Annotated in this window: 21 protein-coding genes and 3 tRNA genes; 4 read left to right on the top strand and 20 right to left on the bottom strand. The window is 72.5% G+C overall.

Annotation, left to right across the window (positions count from 1 at the left end):
* Positions 1–62 precede the first annotated feature (62 nt).
* The 6 genes from ABTX81_RS07805 to ABTX81_RS07830 form a co-directional block, all read right to left on the bottom strand.
* Positions 63–956: a hypothetical protein gene (locus ABTX81_RS07805; RefSeq protein ID WP_350542337.1), complete on the bottom strand. Its 894-nt coding sequence runs from the start codon at positions 954–956 to the stop codon at positions 63–65.
* Between the two features lie 178 nt (positions 957–1,134).
* Positions 1,135–1,857 (bottom strand): 50S ribosomal protein L1, encoded by a 723-nt coding sequence (gene rplA, locus ABTX81_RS07810; protein ID WP_350542338.1) that lies wholly within the window; start codon positions 1,855–1,857, stop codon positions 1,135–1,137.
* A 79-nt stretch (positions 1,858–1,936) separates the two neighbouring features.
* Positions 1,937–2,371, bottom strand: coding sequence for a 50S ribosomal protein L11 (gene rplK, locus ABTX81_RS07815; RefSeq protein ID WP_224278191.1), 435 nt, complete (start codon positions 2,369–2,371; stop codon positions 1,937–1,939).
* A 166-nt stretch (positions 2,372–2,537) separates the two neighbouring features.
* On the bottom strand, positions 2,538–3,431 hold the full coding sequence (gene nusG, locus ABTX81_RS07820; protein WP_502892720.1) for a transcription termination/antitermination protein NusG: 894 nt from the start codon (positions 3,429–3,431) through the stop codon (positions 2,538–2,540).
* Between the two features lie 210 nt (positions 3,432–3,641).
* Positions 3,642–3,974, bottom strand: coding sequence for a preprotein translocase subunit SecE (secE, locus tag ABTX81_RS07825; RefSeq protein WP_350542339.1), 333 nt, complete (start codon positions 3,972–3,974; stop codon positions 3,642–3,644).
* Between the two features lie 149 nt (positions 3,975–4,123).
* Positions 4,124–4,196, bottom strand: a tRNA-Trp gene (locus tag ABTX81_RS07830).
* A 258-nt stretch (positions 4,197–4,454) separates the two neighbouring features.
* Here ABTX81_RS07830 and ABTX81_RS07835 point away from each other — a divergent pair.
* Positions 4,455–5,699, top strand: coding sequence for a pyridoxal phosphate-dependent aminotransferase (locus tag ABTX81_RS07835; RefSeq protein ID WP_350542340.1), 1,245 nt, complete (start codon positions 4,455–4,457; stop codon positions 5,697–5,699).
* A gap of 133 nt (positions 5,700–5,832) precedes the next feature.
* A complete protein-coding gene (locus tag ABTX81_RS07840; protein WP_350542341.1) occupies positions 5,833–6,861 on the top strand; it encodes an adenosine deaminase in 1,029 nt (342 codons plus the stop codon).
* 43 nt (positions 6,862–6,904) lie between these two features.
* On the opposite strand, the gene ABTX81_RS07845 is transcribed toward ABTX81_RS07840, so the two are convergent.
* The 6 genes from ABTX81_RS07845 to ABTX81_RS07870 form a co-directional block, all read right to left on the bottom strand.
* The gene (locus ABTX81_RS07845) at positions 6,905–7,948 is read right to left on the bottom strand and encodes a UDP-N-acetylmuramate dehydrogenase (protein ID WP_350542523.1); all 1,044 of its coding nucleotides are present in this window, start codon (positions 7,946–7,948) and stop codon (positions 6,905–6,907) included.
* 55 nt (positions 7,949–8,003) lie between these two features.
* A complete protein-coding gene (locus tag ABTX81_RS07850; RefSeq protein ID WP_350542342.1) occupies positions 8,004–8,426 on the bottom strand; it encodes a MaoC family dehydratase in 423 nt (140 codons plus the stop codon).
* A 5-nt stretch (positions 8,427–8,431) separates the two neighbouring features.
* A complete protein-coding gene (locus ABTX81_RS07855; protein WP_350542343.1) occupies positions 8,432–8,893 on the bottom strand; it encodes an FAS1-like dehydratase domain-containing protein in 462 nt (153 codons plus the stop codon).
* A 122-nt stretch (positions 8,894–9,015) separates the two neighbouring features.
* Positions 9,016–9,180, bottom strand: coding sequence for a 50S ribosomal protein L33 (gene rpmG / locus ABTX81_RS07860; protein ID WP_006604855.1), 165 nt, complete (start codon positions 9,178–9,180; stop codon positions 9,016–9,018).
* Positions 9,181–9,264: 84 nt separating this feature from the next.
* Positions 9,265–9,337, bottom strand: a tRNA-Met gene (locus ABTX81_RS07865).
* Positions 9,338–9,380: 43 nt separating this feature from the next.
* Positions 9,381–9,453: transfer RNA gene (locus ABTX81_RS07870), tRNA-Thr, on the bottom strand.
* Positions 9,454–9,691: 238 nt separating this feature from the next.
* Between ABTX81_RS07870 and ABTX81_RS07875 the strand changes: the two genes are divergently transcribed.
* Positions 9,692–10,975, top strand: coding sequence for an amidohydrolase family protein (locus ABTX81_RS07875; RefSeq protein WP_350542344.1), 1,284 nt, complete (start codon positions 9,692–9,694; stop codon positions 10,973–10,975).
* Between the two features lie 206 nt (positions 10,976–11,181).
* Here the strand turns inward: ABTX81_RS07875 and ABTX81_RS07880 are convergent, their stop codons facing one another.
* From ABTX81_RS07880 to ABTX81_RS07915, 8 genes are all read right to left on the bottom strand, one after another.
* Entirely contained in the window at positions 11,182–11,859 is a 678-nt protein-coding gene (locus ABTX81_RS07880; protein ID WP_350542345.1) for a response regulator, read from the bottom strand.
* A complete protein-coding gene (locus ABTX81_RS07885; RefSeq protein ID WP_350542346.1) occupies positions 11,856–14,435 on the bottom strand; it encodes an ATP-binding protein in 2,580 nt (859 codons plus the stop codon). Before ABTX81_RS07885 ends, ABTX81_RS07880 begins: the two co-directional genes overlap by 4 nt.
* 114 nt (positions 14,436–14,549) lie before the next feature.
* A complete protein-coding gene (gene kdpC, locus ABTX81_RS07890; protein ID WP_350542347.1) occupies positions 14,550–15,173 on the bottom strand; it encodes a potassium-transporting ATPase subunit KdpC in 624 nt (207 codons plus the stop codon).
* A 19-nt stretch (positions 15,174–15,192) separates the two neighbouring features.
* Positions 15,193–17,331: a potassium-transporting ATPase subunit KdpB gene (kdpB, locus tag ABTX81_RS07895; RefSeq protein WP_350542348.1), complete on the bottom strand. Its 2,139-nt coding sequence runs from the start codon at positions 17,329–17,331 to the stop codon at positions 15,193–15,195.
* On the bottom strand, positions 17,331–18,992 hold the full coding sequence (kdpA, locus tag ABTX81_RS07900) for a potassium-transporting ATPase subunit KdpA (protein ID WP_350542349.1): 1,662 nt from the start codon (positions 18,990–18,992) through the stop codon (positions 17,331–17,333). The genes kdpB and kdpA overlap by 1 nt, the downstream gene beginning before the upstream one ends.
* A gap of 1 nt (position 18,993) precedes the next feature.
* Positions 18,994–19,083: a K(+)-transporting ATPase subunit F gene (gene kdpF, locus ABTX81_RS07905; RefSeq protein WP_350542350.1), complete on the bottom strand. Its 90-nt coding sequence runs from the start codon at positions 19,081–19,083 to the stop codon at positions 18,994–18,996.
* A 335-nt stretch (positions 19,084–19,418) separates the two neighbouring features.
* A complete protein-coding gene (locus ABTX81_RS07910; RefSeq protein ID WP_350542524.1) occupies positions 19,419–21,515 on the bottom strand; it encodes an APC family permease in 2,097 nt (698 codons plus the stop codon).
* A gap of 375 nt (positions 21,516–21,890) precedes the next feature.
* A complete protein-coding gene (locus ABTX81_RS07915; RefSeq protein ID WP_502892721.1) occupies positions 21,891–23,753 on the bottom strand; it encodes an APC family permease in 1,863 nt (620 codons plus the stop codon).
* Positions 23,754–24,093: 340 nt separating this feature from the next.
* Here ABTX81_RS07915 and ABTX81_RS07920 point away from each other — a divergent pair, with 340 nt between their 5' ends.
* Positions 24,094–24,780: an HAD family hydrolase gene (locus ABTX81_RS07920; RefSeq protein WP_350542351.1), complete on the top strand. Its 687-nt coding sequence runs from the start codon at positions 24,094–24,096 to the stop codon at positions 24,778–24,780.
* Positions 24,781–25,159 lie beyond the last annotated feature (379 nt).

The raw sequence follows: 25,159 nt of genomic DNA on the forward strand, positions 1-25,159 counted from the left end.
CCACCCGGCCTCCCGGGACCCCGTGGCACCCCCCGCCACTCGGCCGCACGGCCGTCCCCCGGCTACGGCGTGCGACCGGCCGACGGAGCGGAGGACGGGACGCCGGACGGGTACGCGGAGGCACCGGCGGAGGGCCCCGCGGACGGCTCGGCGCCCGGCTCGGCAACGGGCTCGGCGCCCGGTTCGGCACCGCCCTCGCCGTCCGCGGCGATGTCCGTGGTGGTCACCACCGCGCCGGCCGTGCCGCGGACGGTGGACCGCACCCGCAGCAGCCGGTCCCCGGGGGCCACCCAGAACTCGTAGTCCAGCGTCTCGACGCCGGCCCGCTCGTAGTAGCCGAGCAGTTCGGTCAGCCGCGCGGGGCTCAGCCCCTCCTCCGCGCCGTAGTAGTCCGCCACCGACGCGGTGCCCCGGTAGTGCGCGACCGTCCCGCCGTTCAGCTGCTCGCCGCCGAGCGGGGTGAGCCGGCCCGCCAGCGCCATCGTGTGCGCCGGTCCGCCCGGGTTGGACAGCAGGCCGGTGATCCAGCCGCCGGCCCAGCCGGTCGCCCCGGACGCCGCCGCCCGCGGGTCCAGCGACTCCGCCCTCCCCCGCTCCGCCGTCCTGGGCGCCGCGCCCGGGTAGCCGAGCTCCAGCGCGCCGTCCTGGCCGTGCAGCCGCCCAGTGCCGAGCTCGTCGGTGACGGTCAGCTCGGCCGCGTCGCGGGCGCCCCAGGCCAGCGTGCCGTCGGCGGCGCGCCGCCCGGCCGGGCCCTCCTGGACCACCTGGACCCGGGCCCCGCCGGCGTCGTCCAGCCGCTGCGAGGCGGACAGCAGCACCTGCTTGGGCGGCCGCACGGCGGGACGGTCGCTGATCGGGGTGCGGTCCCCGGACACGGCCAGCACGCTGCACGCGGTCAGACCGGCGGCGAGCAGCAGCAGGGCCGCTCCCTTGGCGGCGGGGCGAAGGGCGGGCACGGCACTCTCCGGCGGTCGGACGGCGGCGGCCCCGGGCGGGAGCGCACGGGCGGACCGGGCGAGCGTACGACGGACCGGGCGGCCGTTCGCCCCGCCGGGGGTATCGATCGGGAAACGACGGCGGGCCCGCACCCCCGGCGAAGGGGGTACGGGCCCGCCGTACGGACGACGACTGCGATCAGACCGCGGCCGGGTCCTCCTCGACGAGGAGGTTGCGGGTGCGGTTCGGGTCCACCTGGATGCCGGGGCCCATGGTGGTCGAGAACGCGGTCTTCTTGATGTAGCGGCCCTTGGCGGCGGACGGCTTGGCGCGGAGCACCTCGTCCAGCGCGGCGGCGTAGTTCTCGACCAGCTGCTCGTCGGTGAAGGAGGCCTTACCGATGATGAAGTGCAGGTTCGAGTGCTTGTCGACGCGGAACTCGATCTTGCCGCCCTTGATGTCGTTGACAGCCTTGGCGACATCGGGGGTGACGGTGCCGGTCTTCGGGTTCGGCATCAGGCCACGGGGACCGAGCACGCGGCCGAGGCGGCCGACCTTGCCCATGAGGTCCGGGGTGGCGACGACGGCGTCGAAGTCCAGCTTGCCCTTGGCGACCTCGTCGATGAGCTCGTCGGCACCGACGATGTCGGCACCCGCAGCACGCGCGGCCTCGGCACGCTCGCCGGTCGCGAAGACCAGGACCCGAGCGGTCTTACCGGTGCCGTGCGGGAGGATCACGGTGCTGCGGACCATCTGGTCGGCCTTGCGCGGGTCGACACCCAGACGCATGGCGACCTCGACGGTGCCGTCGAACTTGCTGGTGCTGGTCGCCTTGGCGAGGCGGACGGCCTCGAGGGGGGCGTAAAGGCGCTCGCGGTCCACCTGGGCGTCCGCGGCCTTCAGAGCCTTGCTGCGCTTCACTGCTGCTCCTGAATGGTGATGGGAGTTGTGGTATTCACGGGCCAGCGCAGGCCCTACCACAGGGAACGAGAAGGGGTGATCAGCCCTCGACGGTGATGCCCATCGACCGGGCGGTGCCGGCGATGATCTTCTCCGCCGCGTCCAGGTCGTTGGCGTTCAGGTCGGGCATCTTGGTGGTGGCGATCTCGCGGACCTGGGCGCTGGTGAGCTTGGCGACCTTGGTCTTGTGCGGCTCGCTGGAGCCCTTCTCGATGCCGGCGGCCTTCAGGATGAGGCGCGCGGCCGGCGGCGTCTTCGTGATGAAGGTGAAGGAACGGTCCTCGTAGACCGTGATCTCCACCGGCACGATCATGCCGCGCTGCGACTCGGTCGCGGCGTTGTAGGCCTTGCAGAACTCCATGATGTTGACGCCGTGCTGACCCAGCGCGGGGCCGACCGGCGGAGCCGGGTTGGCCGCACCGGCGTTGATCTGGAGCTTGATAAGCCCCGTGACCTTCTTCTTCTTGGGAGGCATGTCTCTCCGGGTCCTTCCGAGAGGTGATTGCTGGTGTGCGCCGAACCGGGGCGACACCCGGTCGCCAGCACACACATCGGACCAGGCTAACGCCTCGGCGTCGCTGGGCCAAAACGGATTCGGGGCGGGAGCCTCGGCCCCCGCCCCGGATCCGAAGACGGTATGACTAGTTCTTCTGGATCTGGTCGAAGGAGAGCTCGACCGGGGTCTCCCGGCCGAAGATCTCGACCAGGCCCTTGACCTTCTTCGAGTCGGGGTTGATCTCGTTGATGGTCGCCTGCAGGGTCGCGAACGGACCGTCGGTGACGGTGACCGAGTCGCCGACCTCGAAGTCGAGCACCTGGACCTCGACCGGGCGGACCGGCGAGGCCTTGCCGGCCTCCTTCGCGGCCTGGCGCTCCACGTCGGGGGCGAGCATCTTGACGACCTCGTCCAGGGTCAGCGGGTACGGGTCGTAGGCGTTGCCCACGAAGCCGGTGACACCGGGGGTGTTGCGCACGACGCCCCAGGACTCCGGGGTGAGGTCCATGCGCACCAGGACGTAGCCGGGGAGCTTGTTCTGGCGGATGGTCTTGCGGTCGCCGTTCTTGATCTGGACGACCTCCTCCTGCGGCACCTCGGCCTGGAAGATGTACTCCTCGACGTTGAGGGAGACGGCGCGCTGCTCCAGGTTCTGCTTCACCCGGTTCTCGTAGCCGGCGTAGGTGTGGATCACGTACCACTCGCCCGGCATGAACCGCAGGTCCTCACGGAACTTGGCGACCGGGTCGACCTCCTCGGCCGGCTCGGCCTCGGTCTCGGTCTCGGTCTCCTCGGCGGCGGCCTCCTCGGCCTCGTCCTCGGCGGCCTCGTCGGACTCCACGTGCAGCGCGGCCTCCTCGGCCGACTCCCCGGCCTCGGCCTCGTCGTGCGCCTCGGCCTCGTCCTCGTCGGCGTCGACGGCGTCCACGATCTGCTGCTCGTCGGTCTCGACGTCGTCAGCCAGCTCGGCCGCGTCCTCGGCGGCGACATCCGCCTCGCGGACGGTCTCGTCGGCGTCGTACAGGGGGGACTCAGACACGGTGGCTGCTTCTTTCCTGGAGATGGTGAAGGTGGCGCGCTCCGCGACGGACCGGCGACGCTCCGCTCACGCGGTCGCCGGAAGTTCGCCTCGGAGACTTCAACAGTACCGAGTCCACGGTAGCGGCCTCGTCCCGCCGACGCAGACAGCTCGACCCGGGCCGAGGATCGGCCCGGGTCGGGGAAGCTGTTTCGAAGGTGAACGGCCGCGTCAGCCGAAGATCCAGAGGGCAGCCTTGGAGAATCCATAGTCGAGGCCGGACACGAAGGCCATCATGACCACGACGAACACGACCACGACGGTCGTGTAGCTCACCAGCTGGTTGCGCGTCGGCCAGACGACCTTGCGCAGCTCGGCGATGATCTGCCGGTAGAAGAGCGCGAGCCGGGCGAAAGCGCCCTTCTTGGCACGCTTGCCGGACTTCTTGTCGCCAGAGCGCTTGCGACGCGACTCGCCCTCCGCGGGCGTGGTCTCGGCAGCGCCGTCGGTCCCCTCGGGGTTGCCGCTCTCAGGCGTTGCGGTGGAGCCCGTGGTCTCCGTCACTCGTCCTCACCTGAATCCGGGTCCTGCCGAGCGTCGACTCGATACCCCGAAAAGGGCACGAGCGGCCGGCTAACGGTGCTGATCGGCGCCCTCTCCGCATCAAGCCCGCTCGCTCTGTGGAGCGAACGGGCTGAATGCGGATCAAGCAGCAGGGCAAGAGGGACTTGAACCCCCAACCGCCGGTTTTGGAGACCGGTGCTCTACCAATTGAGCTATTGCCCTACGGAACCTCGCGGCCCCAGTAGCGACCACCAACCTACCGCATCTTCCGCCGATCCCCGTACAGGTTCTGCACGGTGGCGGATGCTCCGGTTCGTTCGGTGGCCGTCGAGCAGTGAGTGTACGTGGTCGGAGGGCGTTTGGTCGAACCTCTTCTTTTCCATCCGTCACCCGGGTCGCTCCGGGCCGCCATGTGGACGGCCCCGTACATATCGTGAAACCGCCATGCCCGGCCCGTGTGCGGTCTGCGACCATGCAGGCATGAGCGCTTCCACCCCGCAGCCCGACAGTTCCGTCCGTCCCGCCGACCGCCGCGTCTCCGCCCGGATCGGCGCGATCGCCGAGTCCGCCACCCTCGCCGTGGACGCCAAGGCCAAGGCCCTCAAGGCGGCCGGCCGTCCGGTCATCGGCTTCGGCGCCGGCGAGCCGGACTTCCCGACCCCGGACTACATCGTCGAGGCGGCCGTCGAGGCCTGCCGCGACCCCAAGAACCACCGCTACACCCCGGCCGGCGGCCTGCCGGAGCTCAAGGAGGCGATCGCGGCCAAGACGCTGCGTGACTCCGGCTACGCGGTGGACGCCTCCCAGGTGCTGGTGACCAACGGCGGCAAGCAGGCGATCTACGAGGCGTTCGCGGCGATCCTCGACCCGGGCGACGAGGTCATCGTCCCGGCGCCGTACTGGACCACCTACCCCGAGTCGATCCAGCTGGCCGGCGGCGTGCCGGTGGAGGTCGTGACCGACGAGACCACCGGGTACAAGGTCTCGGTCGAGCAGCTGGAGGCCGCCCGCACCGAGAACACCAAGGTGGTGCTGTTCGTCTCGCCGTCCAACCCGACCGGCGCGGTGTACACCCGGGCCGAGGCCGAGGCGATCGGCCGCTGGGCCGTGGAGCACGGGCTGTGGGTGCTCACCGACGAGATCTACGAGCACCTGGTCTACGGCGACGCGGAGTTCACCTCGCTGCCGGCCCTGCTGCCCGAGCTGGCCGACAAGACCCTGGTGGTCAACGGCGTCGCCAAGACCTACGCGATGACCGGCTGGCGGGTGGGCTGGGTGATCGGCCCCAAGGACGTCATCAAGGCCGCGACCAACCTGCAGTCGCACGCCACCTCGAACGTCTCCAACGTCGCCCAGCGCGCCGCCCTGGCCGCCGTCGCCGGCGACCTCTCCGCCGTCCACGAGATGCGCACCGCCTTCGACCGGCGCCGCCGCACCATCGTGAAGATGCTGAACGAGATCGACGGCGTGGTCTGCCCCGAGCCCGAGGGCGCGTTCTACGTCTACCCGTCCGTCAAGGCCCTGCTGGGCAAGGAGATCCGCGGCAAGCGCCCGCAGAGCTCCGCCGAGCTCGCCTCGCTGATCCTGGACGAGGTCGAGGTCGCGGTCGTCCCCGGCGAGGCCTTCGGCACCCCCGGCTACCTGCGGCTCTCCTACGCCCTGGGCGACGCCGACCTCGCCGAGGGCGTCGGCCGCATCCAGAAGCTGCTGGCGGAGGCCCGCTGATTCTTTGGGCTCGCTCGCACGTGGCTGTGAGGCGGGTCAACCGCTGATTGACCGGACCGCCCTCTTTCCACCCCTTCGGGGGACGGGAAGAGGGCGGTTCCCGTAGCACCCCCCGATGCGGCAGGATTCGTGAATGGAACGCCTGCTGAACCCGCGAGACGTCAGGGACCTCCCGAAGGCCCACCTGCACCTGCACTTCACCGGCTCGATGCGCCCGGCCACCCTGCTGGAGCTGGCCGACAAGCACGGGGTCCGGCTGCCGGAGGCACTCAGCTCCGGCGAGCCGCCCAAGCTGCGGGCCACCGACGAACGCGGCTGGTTCCGCTTCCAGCGCCTCTACGACACCGCCCGCTCCTGCCTGCGCGACGAGAGCGACATCCGCCGGCTGGTCCTGGAGACCGCCGAGGACGAGCGGCGGGACGGCTCCCGCTGGCTGGAGATCCAGGTCGACCCGACCTCCTACGCGCCCCGGCTGGGCGGCCTGATCCCCGCCCTGGAGCTGATCCTGGACGCGGTGGAGAACGCCGCCGAGGCCACCGGGGTCGGCATCCGGGTCCTGGTCGCCGCCAACCGGATGAAGTCCCCGATGGACGCCCGGACGCTGGCCCGGCTCGCCGTCCGCTACGCGGACCGGGGCGTGGTCGGCTTCGGCCTCTCCAACGACGAGCGGCGCGGCCTGGCCCGCGACTTCGACCGGGCCTTCGACATCGCCCGCAAGGGCGGGCTGCTGGCCGCCCCGCACGGCGGCGAGCTGGCCGGCCCGGAGTCCGTCCGGGACTGCCTGGACGACCTCGGCGCCGGCCGGATCGGCCACGGGGTGCGGGCCGCCGAGGACGAGCGGCTGATGCAGCGGCTGGCCGACCGTCAGATCACCTGCGAGGTCTGCCCGTCCTCCAACGTCTCGCTCGGCGTCTACGAGCACCCCGAGGACGTCCCGCTGCGCCGGCTGTTCGACGCCGGGGTGCCGCTCGCGCTCGGCGCCGACGACCCGCTGCTGTTCGGCACCCGGCTCGCCGCCCAGTACGACCTGACCCGCGACGTCCTGGGCTTCACCGACCAGGAGCTGGCCGAGCTGGCCCGCCAGTCGGTGCGCGGCTCGTGCGCGCCCGAGAGCGTGCGCAAGCAGTTGCTGGCCGACATCGACGCCTGGCTGACCGCCTGAGCCGCCCGAGCAGTCCGGGCCGTCCGAGCAGTCCCGAAGCCGTCTAGAGGCTGACGCCCACCATGACCGGCTCGTTGACCAGCTCCACCCCGAAGGCCGCCCGCACGCCGTCCCGGATCTCCCGGGCCAGTGCGAGCAGGTCCTCGGTGGTGGCGGCGCCGCGGTTGGTGAGCGCCAGGGTGTGCTTGGTGGAGAGGGTCGCCGGGCCGCTGCCGTAGCCCTTGCCGAACCCGGCCTTGTCGATCAGCCAGGCGGCCGAGGTCTTGGTGCGGCCGTCCGGCGCCGGGTAGGCGGGGGCGGTCAGCTCGCGCCCGGCGGCCAGCGCCAGGAAGGCGGCGTACTGCTCGGCGCTCAGCACCGGGTTGGTGAAGAAGGAGCCGGCCGACCAGGTGTCGTGGTCCACCGGGTCCAGCACCATGCCCTTGCCGGCCCGCAGGCCGAGCACCGCGTCGTGCGCCTCGCGCAGGCCGACCCGCTCGTCCTGGGCCACCCCGAAGTGCTTGGCGACCTCGGCGTAGCGGACCGGGGTGGAGCGGCCGTCGGCGTCCTCCAGCGCGAAGCGGACCCGCAGCACCACGTAGCGGTCCGGCTCCGCCTTGAAGCGGCTGTGCCGGTAGGAGAAGGCGCAGGCCTCGTTGCCGAGGGTGACGGTCTCGCCGGAGCGGCGGTCGTAGGCGACCACCTCGGTGACGGTCTGGGCGACCTCCTGGCCGTAGGCGCCGACGTTCTGCACCGGGGTGGCACCGGCCGAGCCGGGGATGCCGGCCAGGAACTCGATGCCGGCCAGGCCCGCGTCGACGGTGCGGGCCACCGCGTCGGCCCAGACCTCGCCGGCCGCCAGCTCCAGCGCGGTGCCGTCGAGGACGAAGCCGGTGGTGGCGATCCGCAGCACGGTGCCGGCGAAGCCGGCGTCGCCGATCACCAGGTTGGAGCCGCCGCCGATCACCAGCAGCGGCTCCCCCGCCGCGTCCGCGGCGCGGACGGCGGCGATCACCTCGTCATCGGTGTGCGCGGTCACCAGGCGGCGGGCCGGGCCGCCGAGCCGCAGCGTGGTCAGCGGGGCGAGGGGGGCGTCGAGTTCTTCCAGCACGCCCCCCAGCGTACGGGGGCCCGTACGCCGCCCCGCCCCGGCCGGGCGGCGCTCAGGCCAGCCGGACGACCGCCCGGGACATGCCGAGCACCTTCTGGCCCGCGTAGGTCGCCACCAGGTCGACCTGGACCTTCCGGTCGTCGAGCAGCTTGGCGACCTTGCCGGTGACCTCGATCACCGAGCCGACCCCGTCGTTGGGCACCGGCACCGGGCGGGTGAAGCGGACGCCGTACTCGACCACCGCGCCCGGGTCGCCGACCCAGTCGGTGACCACCCGGACCGCCTCGGCCATGGTGAACATGCCGTGCGCGATGACGTCGGGCAGGCCGACCTCCAGGGCGAACTTCTCGTTCCAGTGGATCGGGTTGAAGTCCCCGGAGGCCCCCGCGTACTGCACCAGGGTGGCGCGGGTCACCGGGAAGGACTGCGCCGGCAGCTCGGTGCCGGCCTCGACCTCGTCGTAGCGGACCGTCATCGGGCTCACTCCCCCGTCTTCTCGTCGGCGGCCCGGGCCACCAGGGTCATGACGGACGTCACCACGTGCTCGCCGGACTCGTCCGCGATCTCGCCGCGCACGGTGAGCACGTCGTTGCCGGCCAGCGACTTGATGTTGTCGACGGTGACCGCGACGGTCAGCCGGTCGCCGGCCCGCACGGGGCGGGTGTAGCCGAACTTCTGGTCGCCGTGCACCACCCGGCTGTAGTCGAGGCCGAGCTCCGGGTCCTGGACCACCTGGGCGGCGGCCCGCATGCTGAGCAGGATCGGGAAGGTCGGCGGGGCGATCACGTCCGGGTGGCCGAGCGCCTTGGCCGCCTCCGGGTCGGTGTACGCCGGGTTGGTGTCACCCACCGCGACGGCGAACTCGCGGATCTTCTCGCGGCCGACCTCGTACGGCTCGGTGGGCGGGTACGTCCGCCCGATGAAGGAGGGGTCGAGTGCCATCGGCAGAGCTCCTCGGAAACGCGGTGGACAAACGGAAAAAACTCCGGGCCGCAACCCAGTGAGGGATGCGGCCCGGAGTAAAAGACCTGATTTTCACACAGGCCCGATGCCCTACGACAGGGTCAGCGGGTCTCGCGGTGCGCGGTGTGCGAGTTGCAGCGGGGGCAGTGCTTCTTCATCTCAAGACGGTCCGGGTCGTTACGCCGGTTCTTCTTGGTGATGTAGTTCCGCTCCTTGCACTCCACGCAGGCCAGCGTGATCTTCGGGCGGACGTCGGTGGCAGCCACGGGAGTGCCTTCCTTGGACAATGAATAAGAACACAGACAAGAGTAGCCGACCGGGAGTGCGATCTCCCGACCGACTACGCGGGGTAGCGGTGACCGGACTTGAACCGGTGACACAGCGATTATGAGCCGCTTGCTCTACCAACTGAGCTACACCGCCACAGTGATCCGGAGCACAGCCGAAGCTGACTCCTTCTCACCAGAGCCCCCATGCGGAATCGAACCGCAGACCTTCTCCTTACCATGGAGACGCTCTACCGACTGAGCTATAGGGGCGAACGAGGAAGAGATTACACGTTCCGCGCCCAGAGGTGAAATCCGTATCCGGCGGCGAAGTCCGCAGGTCCGCGGCGCGCACGGCCGATCGATCGAAGGTCCGGCGTTCGACCGCCCCGCGCGGCCGCGGCCCGACCCGATACGACTATTGCCCGCCTCCCGGCACCCCGGGGCCTCCCCCCGTAGGCTCGGCGCTCATTGACGCGAGCAGGAGCCGGACGCGAGAAGGAGCCGGGCGATGGACAGCGCAGCCGCCGACGGACCGCAGCCCGGCCCCGGCCCGGCCGCCAACCCGCTCGGGCACGGACCCGTCCTGCTGCTCACCGGGGCCAGGCTGGCGGACGGCCGGGTGGTGGACGTGCGGATCAGCGGTGACCGGATCCAGGCCGTCGGCACCGCCGGCGGGCTCGGTCCGCTGCCCGCCCTGCCCGGCGCCCCCACCGTCACCACCGGGGCCCGGATCGACCTGCGCGGCTACCTGCTGCTGCCGGCCCCGGCCGAGGCCCACGCGCACTACGACGTCGCCTTCTCCGCCGCGCTGCCGGCGCCGCCGCCGGAGACGTCCACCGACCTCACCCGGCGGGTCACCGAGGCCGCGCTGACCTCGCTCGGCTACGGCGCCACCGCCCAGCGCACCCACGTCCGGATCGGCGACGTGCACGGACTGCGCCGGCTTGAGGCGGTGCTCACCGCCCAGCAGGCGCTGCGCGGCCTCGCCGAACTGCAGGCGGTGGCGATGCCCCGGCTGCTCACCGGCCGGGCCGGGGCGGACGGCCGGGCCCAGCTGCGGGAGGCGCTCAAGCTCGGCGCCACCGCGGCCGGCGGCTGCCCCGAGCTGGACCCGGACCCGGCGGGCTACGTCCAGCTGCTGCTGGAGGCCGCCCGGGAGGCGGACTGCCCGGTGGACCTGCACACCACCGCCGCCGACCCGGGCCGGCTGGCCCGGCTGGCCGGGGCGCTCGCGCCGCTGCGGCCCCGGGTGGTGCTCGGGCCGTGCGGATCGCTCGCCCCGGGCGCCTCGACGGTGCTGGCCGGCGCCGGGATCCGGGTGGTCTGCCTGCCGCAGAACGGCGGCTGCGCGGGGCTGGAGGGGCCGGCCACCGGGCTGCGGCCGGCGCTGCTGCGCGAGCTGGTGAAGGCCCGGGTGCCGCTGGCGGCCGGCAGCGGATCGCTGCGGGACGGCGCCAACCCGGTCGGACGGGCCGATCCGCTGGAGGCGGCGTACCTGCTGGCGGCGGGCGGTTCGCTGGACGTGGACGCGGCGTACGACGCGGTGTCCAACCAGGCGCGGCTGGCGCTCGGGCTGCCGCCGGTGCGGGTGGACGCCGGTTTCCCGGCCGAGCTGCTGGCGGTGCGCGGGGACAGCCTGGCCGGGGCGCTGGCCGGCGGGCACAGCCGGCTGGTGGTGCACAGCGGACGGGTGGTCAGCCGGACCAGCGCGGTGCGCGAGTTCGCCGACACGGTGGCCCTGGCGCTGCCCCGGCAGTCGGACGGCACGGACGGGCGCGGTCCGAACGAGTGATCGGGGCGCGCGGCATCGATACCGCGCGCCCCTCCCCCACGGTCGGCCGCCGGAGCGGCGAAGCGGCGCCCCGGGCATCCCCCACATGGAGCGGGACGCCGCTTCCTCACCGCTGACGCTACGCCCGCGAACGGCTGTTCCGGCGGCTCTTGACGCCCTGTTGCCGCCGGGACGGCCGCTCTTGACGGCTCGTTGACGCCCCGTCCTCAGGGCTCGTAGCGGTAGCCGATCCCGGGTTCGGTGATCAGGTGACGCGGCCGGGCCGGGTCGCGCTCCAGCTTCCGCCGCAGGCCGGCCAGGTAGACCCGCAGGTAGTTGCCGCGCCGCTCCTGGGCCGGACCCCACACCTCGCGCAGGATCTGCCGCCCGGGCACCAGCCGCCCCGGGTTGGCCAGCAGCAGGGCGAGGATCCGCCACTCGGTCGGGGTGAGCCGCACCGGCCCGTCCGGACCGGTGACGGTGGTGGCGGCGAGGTCCACCGTGTGGTCGCCGATCACCGGCGCGGGCGCCATCGGGCCGGCGACCGGCGGGCGGCGCAGCACGGCGCGCAGCCGGGCCAGCAGCTCCTCCATCAGGAACGGCTTGGTGAGGTAGTCGTCGGCGCCCGCGTCCAGGGCGCCGACCTTGTCGGCGGCGCCGGAGCGGCCGGACAGCACGATGATCGGCACCGCACTGCGGCGGCGCAGCCCGCGCAGCACGTCCATGCCGTCCAGGTCGGGCAGGCCGAGGTCGAGCAGGACGGCGTCGGGGGTGCTGCGCGCGGCGCGGTCCAGGGCCTCCCCGCCGGTGGCGGCGGTGCGGACGGCGTACTGCCGGGCGCCGAGGTTGATCCGCAGGGTGCGCAGCAGCGCGGGCTCGTCGTCGACGACGAGGATCTCGCTCATGCGGGGGCCTCCCCGGGGTGGGCGGCGGGCAGGGTGAGCAGCATGGTGGTGCCGCCGCCGGGGGTGTCCTCGACCTCCAGGCTGCCGCCCATCGCCTCGGCCAGGCCGCGGGAGAGGGCGAGGCCCAGGCCGACGCCCTGGGTGTTGTCGGTGTCGCCGAGGCGCTGGAAGGGCAGGAAGACCCGGTCGCGGTCCTCGGGGGCGATGCCGGGGCCGCGGTCGATCACCCGCAGCTCGACCCGCTCGGCGTGGTGGCTGGCGGCGACCAGCACGGGCGCGCCGGGCGCGTTGTGCCGCAGCGCGTTGGTGATCACGTTGGCGAGGACGCGTTCCAGCAGCGGCGGGTCGGCGAGGACGGGCGGCGCGGTCTCCAGGTCGAGCGGCTGGACGGGCGCGTAGGGGTCGGCGAGCGAGTCGAGGGCGCGCGGCAGGATCTCGTCGAGGTGGGTCTCGGCGAGGTGCAGGGTGAGCGCACCGGCCTGGAGGCGGCTCATGTCGAGCAGGTTGTCCACCAGACGGGTGAGTTTGACCAGCGACTCGTCGGCGGTGGCGAGCAGTTCGGCCTGGTCCTCGGGCGAGAACTCGACGTCGGGGCTGCGCAGCGAGCCGACCGAGGCGAGGGCGGCGGCCAGCGGGGTGCGCAGGTCGTGGCTGACGGCGGCGAGCAGCGCGGTGCGCATCCGGTCGGCGGCCCTGATCGGTTCGACCTCGGCGGCGACCACGGCGAGCCGGTCGCGTTCCAGGGCGGCGGCGACGTGTGCGGCGAAGGCGGTGAGGACGCGCTGGTCGGCGGCGGGCAGCCGGCGGCCGGTGAGGACGAGGACGGCGTCGGGGCCGACCGCGACCTCGGTGGTGACCTCGGCCTGCCCGGGTCCGGGCTCGGGACCGGTACCAGCGCTGGTACCGGCACCTGCGCCGCCGTCGGAGGCGTCGCAGGAGGCCAGCACCTCGCCGCCGGTGCGCTCCAGCAGGGCGACGGTCCGCATGCCGAAGGCGGTGCGGGACTTCTCCAGCAGGGCGGGCAGCGCGTCGGCGCCGCGCAGCACGCTGCCGGCCAGGGTGGAGAGCGTCTCGGCCTCGGCGGTGGCCCGGGCGGCCCGGGCGGTGAGCCGGGTGGCGTGGTCGACCACGGTGGAGACGGTCAGCGCGACGGCGGCGAAGACCACCAGGGCGATGATGTTGTTGGTCTCGCCGATGGTGAAGTCGTGGACGGGCGGGATGAAGAAGTAGTTGAGCAGCACCGAGGCGACCAGCGAGGCCACCAGGGCGGAGGTCGCGCCGCCGAGCAGGGCCACCGCCACCACGCCGAGCTGGAAGATCAGCGCGTCGGTGGTGAGGTTGACGGTCTCGTGGAACTGCGAGAGCAGCGCGGTCAGCAGCCAGGGCACCACCAGGCCGGCGAGGAAGCCGGCGACGGTGCGCCGCCGGGAGTGGCGCCGGCCGAGCGCGGGCAGCCGGCCGCGGCCGGTGAACTCGTGGGTGACCATGTGGACGTCGATGTCCTCGGAGGCGTCGACGGTGGTCTCGCCGATGCCGGGGCCGGTGAGGAAGCGGGCGGTCCGGCCGCGCCGGCTGGTGCCGAGGACGAGCTGGGTGGCGTCATGGGCGCGGGCGAAGGCGAGCAGCGCGGTGGGGATGTCGTCGCCGACCACCACGTGGTAGCTGCCGCCGAGGGTCTCCACCAGCTGCCGCTGCTGGGCGAGCGCGCCGGAGGAGGCGCCGGCCAGGCCGTCGCTGCGGGTGACGTGGACGGCGAGCAGGTCGCCGCCGGCGGTGCGGTCCGCGATGCGGGCGGCGCGGCGGATCAGCGTCTCGCCCTCGGGTCCGCCGGTGAGGGCGACCACGACGCGCTCGCGGGCCTCCCAGACCCGGTCGATGTTGTGGCTGGCCCGGTAGTCGCGCAGGCCCTCGTCGACCCGCCCGGCCACCCAGAGCAGGGCGAGTTCGCGCAGGGCGGTGAGGTTGCCGACCCGGAAGTAGTGGGAGAGCGCGGCGTCCACCTTCTCCGCCCGGTAGACGTTGCCGTGGGCCATCCGGCGGCGCAGCGCCTGGGGGGCCATGTCGACGAGTTCGATCTGGTCGGCCCGGCGGACCACCTCGTCGGGGACGGTCTCGCGCTGCGGGATGCCGGTGATCTTCCGGACCACGTCGTTCAGCGACTCCAGGTGCTGGATGTTGACGGTGGTGATGACGTCGATCCCGGCGGCGAGCAGCTCCTCGACGTCCTGCCAGCGCTTGCCGTTGCGCCCGCCGGGGATGTTGGTGTGGGCGAGCTCGTCGACCAGGACGACGGCGGGTCGGCGCGCCAGCACGGCGTCGAGGTCCATCTCCTCGAAGTCGGTGTCCCGGTAGGAGCGGTGGGCCCGGGGCAGGACCTCCAGGCCGTCGATCATGGCCTCGGTGTGCCGGCGGCCGTGGCACTCGATCCAGCCGACCACGACGTCCGCGCCGCGGTCCCGTCTGCGCCGTGCCTCGTCCAGCATCCGGTAGGTCTTGCCGACACCGGGGGCGGAGCCGAGGTACACCCTCAGCCGGCCGCGTCGGTGGCCGGTGCCGGGGGTGAGGTCGCGGGCCATGGGCGCTGCTCTTTCGTTCTGCGTCGGAAGGGGGACGGACGGAGGGCCGACCCGGTCCCGGGGCCCTCGCCCCGGCCCGGATCGGCCCGTCTCAGGTGCTCGGCCGAGCTCCCGTCACTTCTGTTCCGCCAGCGCCCTGTTCAGCAGGACGACGTTGACGCCCGGCTGTCCGAGGAAGCCCAGCGAGCGGCCGTCGGTGTACTTCTCGACCAGCTCGCGGACGGTGTCGGCCGGCAGGTTGCGGGCCTTGGCGACCCGGTCGACCTGCTGCTCGGCGTAGGCGGTGGAGATGTGCGGGTCGAGGCCGGAGCCGGAGGCGGTGACCGCGTCCGGCGGGACGCTCGCCGGGTCGACGCCGTCGAACGCGGCCACGGCCTGGCGGCGTTCCTGGACCGTCGTGGTGAGGTCCTCGCTGTTGGGGCCCAGGTTGGAGGCGCCGGAGGCGGCGGGGTCGTAGGCGCCGGGCCGCGGCTGGAACCACTGCGGGTCCGGGCGCGGGGCCTCGTCCGGGTCGTCGGGGTTCTGCTTGGGGAGGTCGAAGCTCTGGCCCAGCAGGCTGGAGCCGGCCTCCTTGCCGTCGACCTCCACGATCGAGCCGTTGGCCCGGTCGTTGAACACGGCCTGGGCGACCCCGGTGACCAGCAGCGGGTAGGCGATGCCGAGGATCACCGTCAGGACCAGCAGGGCGCGCAGCGCGGTGAGGCAGGTGCGCACGGCGGTGGGCAGGGGCTTGGACATGATGCGTTCTCCTCTCGTGCTAGTTGAGGCCGGGGATGAACTGGACGACCAGGTCGATCAGTTTGATGCCGACGAACGGGACGACCAGGCCGCCGAAGCCGTAGAGGCCGATGTTGCGGCGCAGCAGGGAGCCGGCGTCGGAGGGGCGGTACTTCACGCCGCGCAGGGCCAGCGGGATGAGGCCGATGATGACCAGGGCGTTGAAGACGATCGCCGAGGTGATCGCGGACTGCGGGCTGTGCAGGTGCATGATGTTCAGCTTCTCCAGGCCCGGGTAGACCGCCGCGAACATCGCCGGGATGATCGCGAAGTACTTCGCGACGTCATTGGCGATGGAGAAGGTGGTCAGCGCGCCGCGGGTGATGAGGAGCTGCTTGCCGATCTCGACGATCTCGATCAGCTTGGTGGGGTTGGAGTCCAGGTCGACCATGTTGCCGGCCTCCTTGGCCGCCATGGTGCCGGTGTTCATCGCGACCCCGACGTCGGCCTGGGCGAGGGCGGGGGCGTCGTTGGTGCCGTCGCCCGTCATCGCGACCAGCTTGCCGCCGGCCTGCTCCTTCTTGATCAGGGCCATCTTGTCCTCGGGGGTGGCCTCGGCGAGGAAGTCGTCCACGCCCGCCTCCTCCGCGATCGCCCGGGCGGTCAGCGGGTTGTCGCCGGTGATCATGACGGTCTTGATGCCCATCCGGCGCAGCTCGTCGAACCGCTCCCGCGTGCCCTCCTTCACCACGTCCTTGAGGTGGATGACGCCCAGCACCCGGGCGGGCTCCTCGCCGGTCCTCGTCGCGACGACCAGCGGGGTGCCGCCGGCCGCGGAGATGCCGTCGACCAGGGCGGAGACCTCGTCGGTGACGGTGCCGCCGTTGCCGGTGACCCAGACGGAGACGGCCGCGGCCGCGCCCTTGCGGACCTGGTGGACCCCCTCGGGCTCGTCGAGGTCGACACCGGACATCCGGGTCTGGGCGGTGAACGGGACCCAGGTGGCGTGGGTCAGCTCGCCCTGGGCGCGGGCCCGCAGGCCGTACGCCGTCTTGGCGAGGACCACGATCGAGCGGCCCTCCGGCGTCTCGTCCGCGAGCGAGGAGAGCTGGGCGGCGTCCGCCAGCTCCTCCACGGTGACGCCGGCGGCGGGCTGGAACTCGGCGGCCTGGCGGTTGCCGAGGGTGATGGTGCCGGTCTTGTCGAGCAGCAGGGTGGTGACGTCGCCGGCGGCCTCGACGGCGCGCCCCGACATCGCCAGCACATTGCGCTGGACCAGCCGGTCCATGCCGGCGATGCCGATCGCCGAGAGCAGCGCGCCGATGGTGGTCGGGATCAGCGCCACGATCAGCGCGACCAGCACGATCATCGACTGCGGGGCGCCCGCGTAGGCGGCCATCGGCTGCAGGGTGACGACCGCGACCAGGAAGACGATGGTCAGCGAGGCCAGCAGGATGTTGAGCGCGATCTCGTTGGGCGTCTTCTGCCGGGCGGCGCCCTCGACCAGGGCGATCATCCGGTCGATGAAGGTCTTGCCGGGCTCGGAGGAGATCCTCACCACGATCCGGTCGGACAGCACCTTGGTTCCGCCGGTCACGGCCGAGCGGTCGCCGCCCGACTCGCGGATCACCGGGGCGGACTCGCCGGTGATCGCCGACTCGTCGACCGAGGCGACGCCCTCCACGACGTCACCGTCACCGGGGATGACCTGCCCGGCCTCGACCACCACGTGGTCGCCGAGCCGCAGCGCGGTGCCGGGCACCTCCTCCTCGGCCCCCGACGCCGGCCAACCGGTCAGCCGGCGGGCCATGGTGTCGCTCTTGGTGCGGCGCAGGGTGTCCGCCTGCGCCTTGCCCCGGCCCTCGGCGACGGCCTCGGCCAGGTTGGCGAAGACGGTGGTCAGCCAGAGCCAGACGGTGATCGACCAGGCGAACACGCTCGGGTCGGCCATCGCGGAGACGGTGGTGACGACCGAGCCGACCTCGACCACGAACATCACCGGGTTCTTGACCATCACCCGGGGGTCGAGCTTCTTCACCGCGTCCGGCAGGGACGCCAGCAGCAGCTTGGGGTCCAGCAGGCCGCCGGCCGCTCTGTGCGGCGCCCCGGCGGGGGCCGTCTCCGGCCGCGGGGCCGGCTTCCCGGCCCGCTCGGATTCTTCGGTCAGGGTGGACGACATCAGGAGAGACCTTCCGCGATCGGCCCGAGGGCCAGGGCCGGGAAGTAGGTGAGGCCGACGACGATCAGGACGACGCCCGACAGCAGGCCCACGAACAGCGGCTTGTGGGTGGGCAGGGTGCCCGGGGTGGCGGGGACCGGCTGCTGCTGCGCGAGCGCACCGGCCAGGGCGAGGACGAAGACCATCGGCACGAACCGGCCGAACACCATGGCCAGGCCGATCGCGGTGTCGTACCAGTCGGTGTTGACGGTGATGCCGCCGAACGCCGAACCGTTGTTGTTCGCGCCCGAGGTGAACGCGTACAGCACCTCGGAGAAGCCGTGGGCGCCCGAGTTGAGCATCCCGGCCCGCTCGCCCGGCAGCGCCATCGCCACACCCGTGCCGACCAGCACGATCGTCGGCGTGGTCAGGATGTAGAGGGAGGCGAACTTCATCTCCCGGCCGCCGAGCTTCCTGCCCAGGTACTCCGGGGTGCGTCCGACCATCAGGCCGGCCACGAAGACCGCCACGACCGCCAGCACCAGCATCCCGTAGAGGCCCGAGCCCACACCGCCGGGCGCGATCTCGCCCAGCATCATGTCGAACATCGTCAGACCGCCGCCGAACGGCGTGTACGAGTCGTGGAAGGAGTTCACCGCGCCGGTCGAGGTCAGCGTCGTCGACGCCGCGAACATCGAGCTGGCCGCGATGCCGAACCGCTGCTCCTTGCCCTCCATCGCGCCGCCGGCCGCCTGCAGGGCGCTGCCCGCGTGGTGCGACTCGGCGAGGGTGATCAGCGCCGTCGAGGCCATCCAGAACAGCGCCATCACGGAGACGATCGCGTAGCCCTGGCGGTGGTCGCCGACCATCCGGCCGAAGGCACGCGGCAGCGCGAACGGGATCAGCAGGATGAGGAAGACCTCGACCAGGTTGGAGAAGCCGCTCGGATTCTCGAACGGGTGCGCCGAGTTGGCGTTGTAGAAACCGCCGCCGTTGGTGCCGAGCAGCTTGATGACCTCCTGGGAGGCCACCGGCCCGCCCGGGACCGCCTGCGGGTCGCCGGCCAGCGTGGCGACCTCGTGGAAGCCGTGGAAGTTCTGCACCACACCGCTCGCCACCAGGACGAGGGCGAAGACGATCGCGACCGGCAGCAGCAGGCGCAGGCTGATCCGGGTCAGGTCGACCCAGAAGTTGCCGACCCGGTCGGTCCGGTTGCGCGTGAAACCGCGGATGAGCGTGGCGACGACGGCGATGCCGACGGCCGCCGAGACGAAGTTCTGCACCGCGAGGCCGGCCATCTGGGCCAGGTGCCCCATCGCGGCCTCGCCGCTGTAGGACTGCCAGTTGGTGTTGGCGACGAAGGAGATCGCGGTGTTCCAGGCCTGGTGGCCCTCCATCCGCGGCACACCGAGGTTGAGCGGCAGCCACTGCTGGAGGCGGATCAGGCCGTAGAGGAAGAGGACGGAGACGGCCGAGAAGGCCAGCACCGAGCGCAGGTAGACCGGCCAGCGCTGGTCGGCGTCGGCGTCGACGCCGATCACCTTGTAGAGCGCCTTCTCGGCTCTCAGGTGCTTGGAGGTGGTGAGGATACGGGCGATGTAGTCGCCCAGGGGGCGGTAGCACAGGGCCAGGGCGCCCACCAGGGCGAGGACCTGCAGCCAGCCCGCGAGAGTCGAGCCCATGTCAGAACTTCTCCGGGTGGATCAGCGCGAGGACGAGGTAGCCGACGAGGGCGACGGCCACGATGAGACCGGCGATGTGCTCGGCGCTCACAGCTTCTCCACCCCCCGTGCGATCAAGGCGATGACGCCGAACACGGCGAGCGTGACGGCGACGTAGATCAGATCGGACATGGCTCCACCACGGTGGCTCGGAGGTGGCCGCGGCCCGCGTCGGGGCGATCGCCCGGGACGCGGGGCACGGCGCCGGCGGCGGGCCGGCAAGGCCAGCCAACCGCGCTCACGGAGCGTCAACGGCGTTCTTGACGCCCTCCATACGGCGTCTGTTCGATTGTTGACGGGCTCCATACGGGGCGTTGTCCGGACCGTGACCGGGTGCGCCGAGGCCCCGGACGGCGGGTGCCGTCCGGGGCCTCGTGCCGCCCTCGCTCAGTGGCTGCGTGTGCTCTTCCCGGGGGCCGGGCGGGTCTCCGCGCGGGTCTCCGCACGGCTCTCCGGGCGGGTCTCCGGGTGAGTCTCCGGGCGGCTCTCCGGGCGGGTCTCCGGGCGGGTCTCCGGGCGGGTCTCCGGGCGCACCGACGGCTCGCCGCGGCGGACCGCGCCGGGGGCGCGCCGCGAGGGCCGGTTCGCCTTGCCGGCAGAGGTCAGCTGCCACGGCACGCTGATCACCATCACCCCCGGCGTGAACAGCAGCCGGCTCTTCAGCCAGAGCGCCGACTGGTTGTGCAGCAGGTGCTCCCACCAGCGGCCGACCACGTACTCGGGGATGAACACCGCCACCGCGTCCCGCGGGCTGGTCCGCCGCTGCTCCCGCACGTACTGCACCACCGGCTTGGTGATCTCCCGGTACGGCGAGTCCAGCACCTTCAGCGGCACCCGGACGTCCAGCTCGCGCCAGCGCCGCTCCAGCTCCCCGGTGGCGTCCGGCTCCACCGCGACGGTGAGCGCCTCCAGCGAGTCCGGCGCGAAGGCCTGCGCGTAGCCGAGCGCCCGCAGGGTCGGCTTGTGCACCTGGGAGACCAGCACGATCCCGTGCACCTTGGACGGCCGCACCGACTCGGCCCGGGCGTCGTCCACCGCCAGCTCCTCGGCGACCCCGTCGTAGTGCCGCCGGATGCCGCGCATCATCAGCCACAGCACCACCGCCGCCACCACGGCCAGCCAGGCGCCCTGGGTGAACTTGGTCAGCAGCACGATGACCAGCACCAGCGCCGTGGTGACCGCGCCGGCGAAGTTGATCACCCGGGAGCGCTGGGCGGCGCCGCGCACCGACGGGTCGGTCTCGGTGGCCAGCACCCGGTTCCAGTGCCGCACCATGCCGATCTGCGACAGCGTGAAGGAGGTGAAGACGCCCAGGATGTAGAGGTGGATGAGGCTGGTGACGTCCGCGTCGTAGAGCCAGAGCAGTCCGCCGGCCACCACCGCGAGCGCGATGATGCCGTTGGAGAAGGCCAGCCGGTCGCCGCGGGTGTGCATCTGCCGGGGCAGGTAGCGGTGCTCGGCCAGGATCGAGGCGAGCAGCGGGAAGCCGTTGAACGCCGTGTTGGCGGCCAGGATCAGCACCAGCGCGGTGACCGCCTGGACGGCGTAGAAGAGGACGCTGTGGTCGCCGCCGAAGATCGCCGCCGCCAGCTGGGCGATCACGGTCTGCTGCGGCGCGGTCGCGCAGTCCCCGGGGAAGCCGGTGAGGTGGCAGGTGTCGTCGGTGATGTGGACCTTGGAGATCAGCGCCAGGGAGGTGATGCCGACGAACATGACCACGGCCGTGGTGCCCATCACGGCCATGGTGGCGGCGGCGTTCCGCGACTTGGGCGCCCGGAAGGCCGGCACGCCGTTGGAGATCGCCTCCACCCCGGTCAGCGCGGTGCAGCCGGAGGCGAACGCCCGCAGCCCCAGCATCAGCAGCCCCAGGCCGGCCAGGGTGTCCTTGCCGTCCTCCGGCACGATCCCGTACGCGGCGCTGGACGCCACCGGCGCGTCGCCGAACGCCACCCGGATCAGGCCGGTGACCACCATCAGCAGGATCGCGCCGATGAACAGGTAGGTCGGCGCGGCGAAGGCCTTGCCGGACTCCCGGACGCCGCGCAGGTTCATCGCCATCAGCAGCAGGACGAAGCCGAGCGCCAGCTCCACCCGGTGGTCCGCCAGCGAGGGCAGCGCCGAGATGATGTTGTCCACGCCGGAGGCCACCGAGACGGCGACCGTCATCACGTAGTCGACCAGCAGCGAGGCGGCCACCACCAGGCCCGAGTTGGCGCCCAGGTTGCGGGAGACCACCTCGTAGGAGCCGCCGCCGCTCGGGTAGGCGTGCACGACCTGGCGGTAGGACATCACCACGACCGCCATCAGCGCGACCACGCCGGCCGCGACCCACGGGGTCAGGTAGAGGAAGGCGGTGCCGCCGACGGTGAGCACCAGCAGGATCTCCTGGGTCGCGTAGGCGACCGAGGAGAGCGGGTCGGAGGCGAAGATCGGCAGGGCCAGGCGCTTGGGGAGCAGGGTCTCGCCGAGCTCCTCGCTGCGCATCGCCCTGCCGATCACGAGGCGCTTGAGCGCCTGGGGCACGTTGAACACATCGGCGAGCGTAAGCGTGTGCGACGGGCGCGCAATGGGACGTTCCGGCGTGCTCATGCCGCCCGGATTGACGGACGGGCGGGATGTTTCCGCAGGTCGGAGCGGCTACGCGCGAGGCGTTCCGGGTGGGGCGGAGGCGTTTGGAGGGCGTTGAGGGGGGCCGTTAAGACATCGTCAAGATATGACGATCAGGCCGCTTATATGGGCGCATATCATCCCAATTCCATCAGGGGGGGCGATTGCCCGACCGACCGCAGCCGCCGCCGCATCCCCAGCCATATCCGTCGTCACACCCGCCGTCCTCCGCCGTCGTCACACCCACCGTCGTCACATCCGCATCCGGAGCCGGCAGACCACCGCGTCGGTGTGCCGGCGCAGCGCCCGGTCGATGACGGCGCCGCGGCGGTTCTGCAGGGCGCGCTGCCAGGGGCGGACCGGCTCGACCTCGGGGATGAGGACGGTGAGGCGGTCGTAGGCGTGCTCGGCGGCGAGGTCGTTGACGAAGGCGGCGATCGGCGGGCCGAGGCGGCGGTGGGCGTCCGGGATCTCGATCAGCGGCACCCCGGGCTGCCAGAGCTCCCAGTCCCGGCGCAGTGCCTCGGCCTCGGCCGGCTCGTGGACGACGGTGACGGCGAGGACCTCGTCGCCGAGCGAGAGGGCGGCGGAGAGGCCGTCGCGGGTGAGCCGGGTGATCGCGGTGACCGGGACGACGACCAGGCTGCGCTGCGGGGTGAGCGGGCCGGGAACGCGCCCCAGCTCCAGTCGCTCGCCGATCCGGGCGTAGCCGCGGTGCACCGCCTCGAACAGCAGCACCAGCAGCGGCAGGGCCAGGCAGATGCCCCAGGCGCCCTCGGTGAACTTGGTGCCGGTGACGACGAGCGCGGCGGTGCCGGTGAGCAGGGCGCCGAAGCCGTTCAGCGCCGCCTTCCACCGCCAGCCGGCCGGCTTCTCCAGCCACCAATGGCGGACCATGCCGACCTGGCAGACGGCGAAGCCGACGAACACGCCGATCGCGAAGAGCGGTACCAGGCGGTTGACGTCGCCGCCGGAGCCGACCAGCAGCACCGCGGAGACGGCGGCCAGGAAGAGCACGCCGTGCCGGCGCACCTGGCGGTCGGCGCGCAGGGCGAAGACGTGCGGCAGGTGGTTGTCGCGGGCCAGCAGGTGGAGCAGGACCGGCAGGCCGCCGAAGGAGGTGTTGGCGGCCAGGCCCAGCAGGACCACGGTGGCGAACTGCACCAGGTAGAAGCCGGCGCCGTGGCCGAGCGAGGCGTCGGCCAGCTGGGCGAGCACGGTGACGCCCTCGACCGGCTGGAGGTGGAAGCGGCCGATCAGCACGGCCAGTCCGATCAGCATCACGCCGAGCAGCGCGCCGAGCGCGACCTCGGTGTGCTGCGCGCGCTTCACGCCCGGCGCGCGGAAGGACGGGACGGCGTTCGCCACCGCCTCCACACCGGTCAGCGCCGAGCAGCCGGCGGCGAAGGCCTTGAGCAGCAGCAACGCGCCGACGGCGGTCGCGTTGTCGGCCAGGACGGAGGCGTGCCCGTCGGCCGCCGCCGTGCTCACCGGCGCGTCCCGGAACAGGCCGACCACGACGATCGCCAGGACCGACAGCACGAAGACGGCGGTCGGCGCCATGAACCAGCGGGCCGACTCGGCGATCCCGCGCAGGTTCACCGCCGTCACCAGCGCCAGCACGCCCAGGCAGAGCCAGACCCGGTCGTCGTACAGGCCCGGCACGGCGGAGGTGAGCGCCGCCACGCCGGCCGTCACCGATACCGCCACGTTCAGCACGTAGTCCACCACCAGCGAGGCCGCGGCGGTCAGCGCCGTCCGCCGCCCCAGGTGGGCCTTGGCCACCGCGTAGGAGCCGCCGCCGTCCGGGAAGGCCGCGATGACCTGCCGGTACGAGGCGACCAGCACCGCCAGCAGCACCGCGATCGCCGCCGTGACCGGCAGCGTGAACCCGAGGCCGTACGCCCCCGCCGCGGCGAGCACCAGCACGATCGACTCCGGCCCGTACGCCACCGAGGCCATCGCGTCCAGCGACAGCGCCGCCAGCCCGCCGAACGCGGTCAACCGGTGCCGGTCCTCGGCGTTCCCGCTCCCGTTCCCGTTCCCGTTCCTGTTCCCGGCGGTATCCGGAGGCTCGGGTTCGGCGGCGAGGGCCGGGGCGAGGGGGCTGGACATCGGACGGAACCTCCGCAGTCGATCGGTTGCTCCGATCCTGCGGGCGGCGACCGGCTCCACCACCGGCCCCTACGCGTTCCTGACGCGCCGTCGCCCGCTCTTGACGGGCCCTTGACGGCGACTGGGCGGGGTGGGCGGACCGCTGTCCCGGCGGGCGCCGGTTGGGAAGACGATCAGCTGCTACGGAGGACTCCCGGCGCGCTCACACGCGTCCGGGACTGCTCGGAGGCCAAGCCGAACGGTCCGACCCCACCCTGCCCCACCACTGTGCTGCCTGAACCAGGTAATTGCAAGTCATTCGCAATAACCTCGACCCAGCCCCATCCACTACCCTCCGCACATGACCCACCACCCTCCGCCTTCCTCTCCCGCCTCCCCCCTCCTCCTCATCGACCTGGACCACACCCTCGTCGAACGCGACGGTGACGCCGACGCCTGGGCCCCCGCCTTCTGCGCCGCCCACGACCTGCCCGCCGAGGCCGCCCCCGTCGTCCGCACCCTCTTCCGCGCCGACCGCTCCCCCACCGGCTTCGGCCGCATCGGCGCCCGCTTCCGCCTCCCCCACTCGGGCGCCACCCTCTGGGAGGAGCACGTCGCCCACGAGGCCGGCCGTACCCACCTGATCCCCGGCGTCCCCGAAGCCCTCGCCGCCCTCCGCGCGGCCGGCTGGACCATCGCCGTCGTCACCAACGGCCGCGCCGACATCCAGCGCGCCAAACTCGCCCGCACCGGCCTGCTCCCCGCCGTCGACGCCGTCTGCGTCTCCGAGGAGGCCGGCACCTGCAAGCCCGACCCCGCGATCTTCCACCTCGCCGCCGCCCGCCTCGGCCGCACCCTCGCCCCCACCGACTGGATGGTCGGCAACAACCCCGACACCGACCTCCGCGGCGCCCACGCCACCGGCCTCCGCTCCATCTGGATCACCCCCACCCCACCCCCACCCCTCCCCCCGTCCCACCCCACCCCCACCCACACCGCCCCCAACACCCCCACCGCCGCCACCCTCCTCCTCTCCCTCCCCTACTAACCCCAAGGCCCCCGGCCCACATCTCCGCAAACCGGGGGCCCTTCTCCATCCTGCGGCTGGTGCAGCGTTCGAACGTGCGCAGCTTGCGCGACAGATCCACAGACCGCTGACCACTCGCGGCCAACTCACACCCTGACCTGCACTGCAGCACGGCGCCAACGCTTCGCGCCACCTCCTGGTCCGCAACTGGTCCGGATCATGACCAGCTGGGCACCTCAGCACCGGCCAAGCTTCACATCCATGGCCGAGCCTCGGGTTGCGATCAGCCGACCATCGACCAGTTCCCATCGATGCACTTCCGACAGCCACCACCACCCACCCGCAACGAACGCCGCGCCACCAAGGCGACGACTCCTACTAGCTTGGGAGCAACTAGGAC

Origin of the sequence: Kitasatospora sp. NPDC097605, from assembly GCF_040302725.1 — a bacterium.
Taxonomy (GTDB): Bacteria; Actinomycetota; Actinomycetes; order Streptomycetales; family Streptomycetaceae; genus Kitasatospora.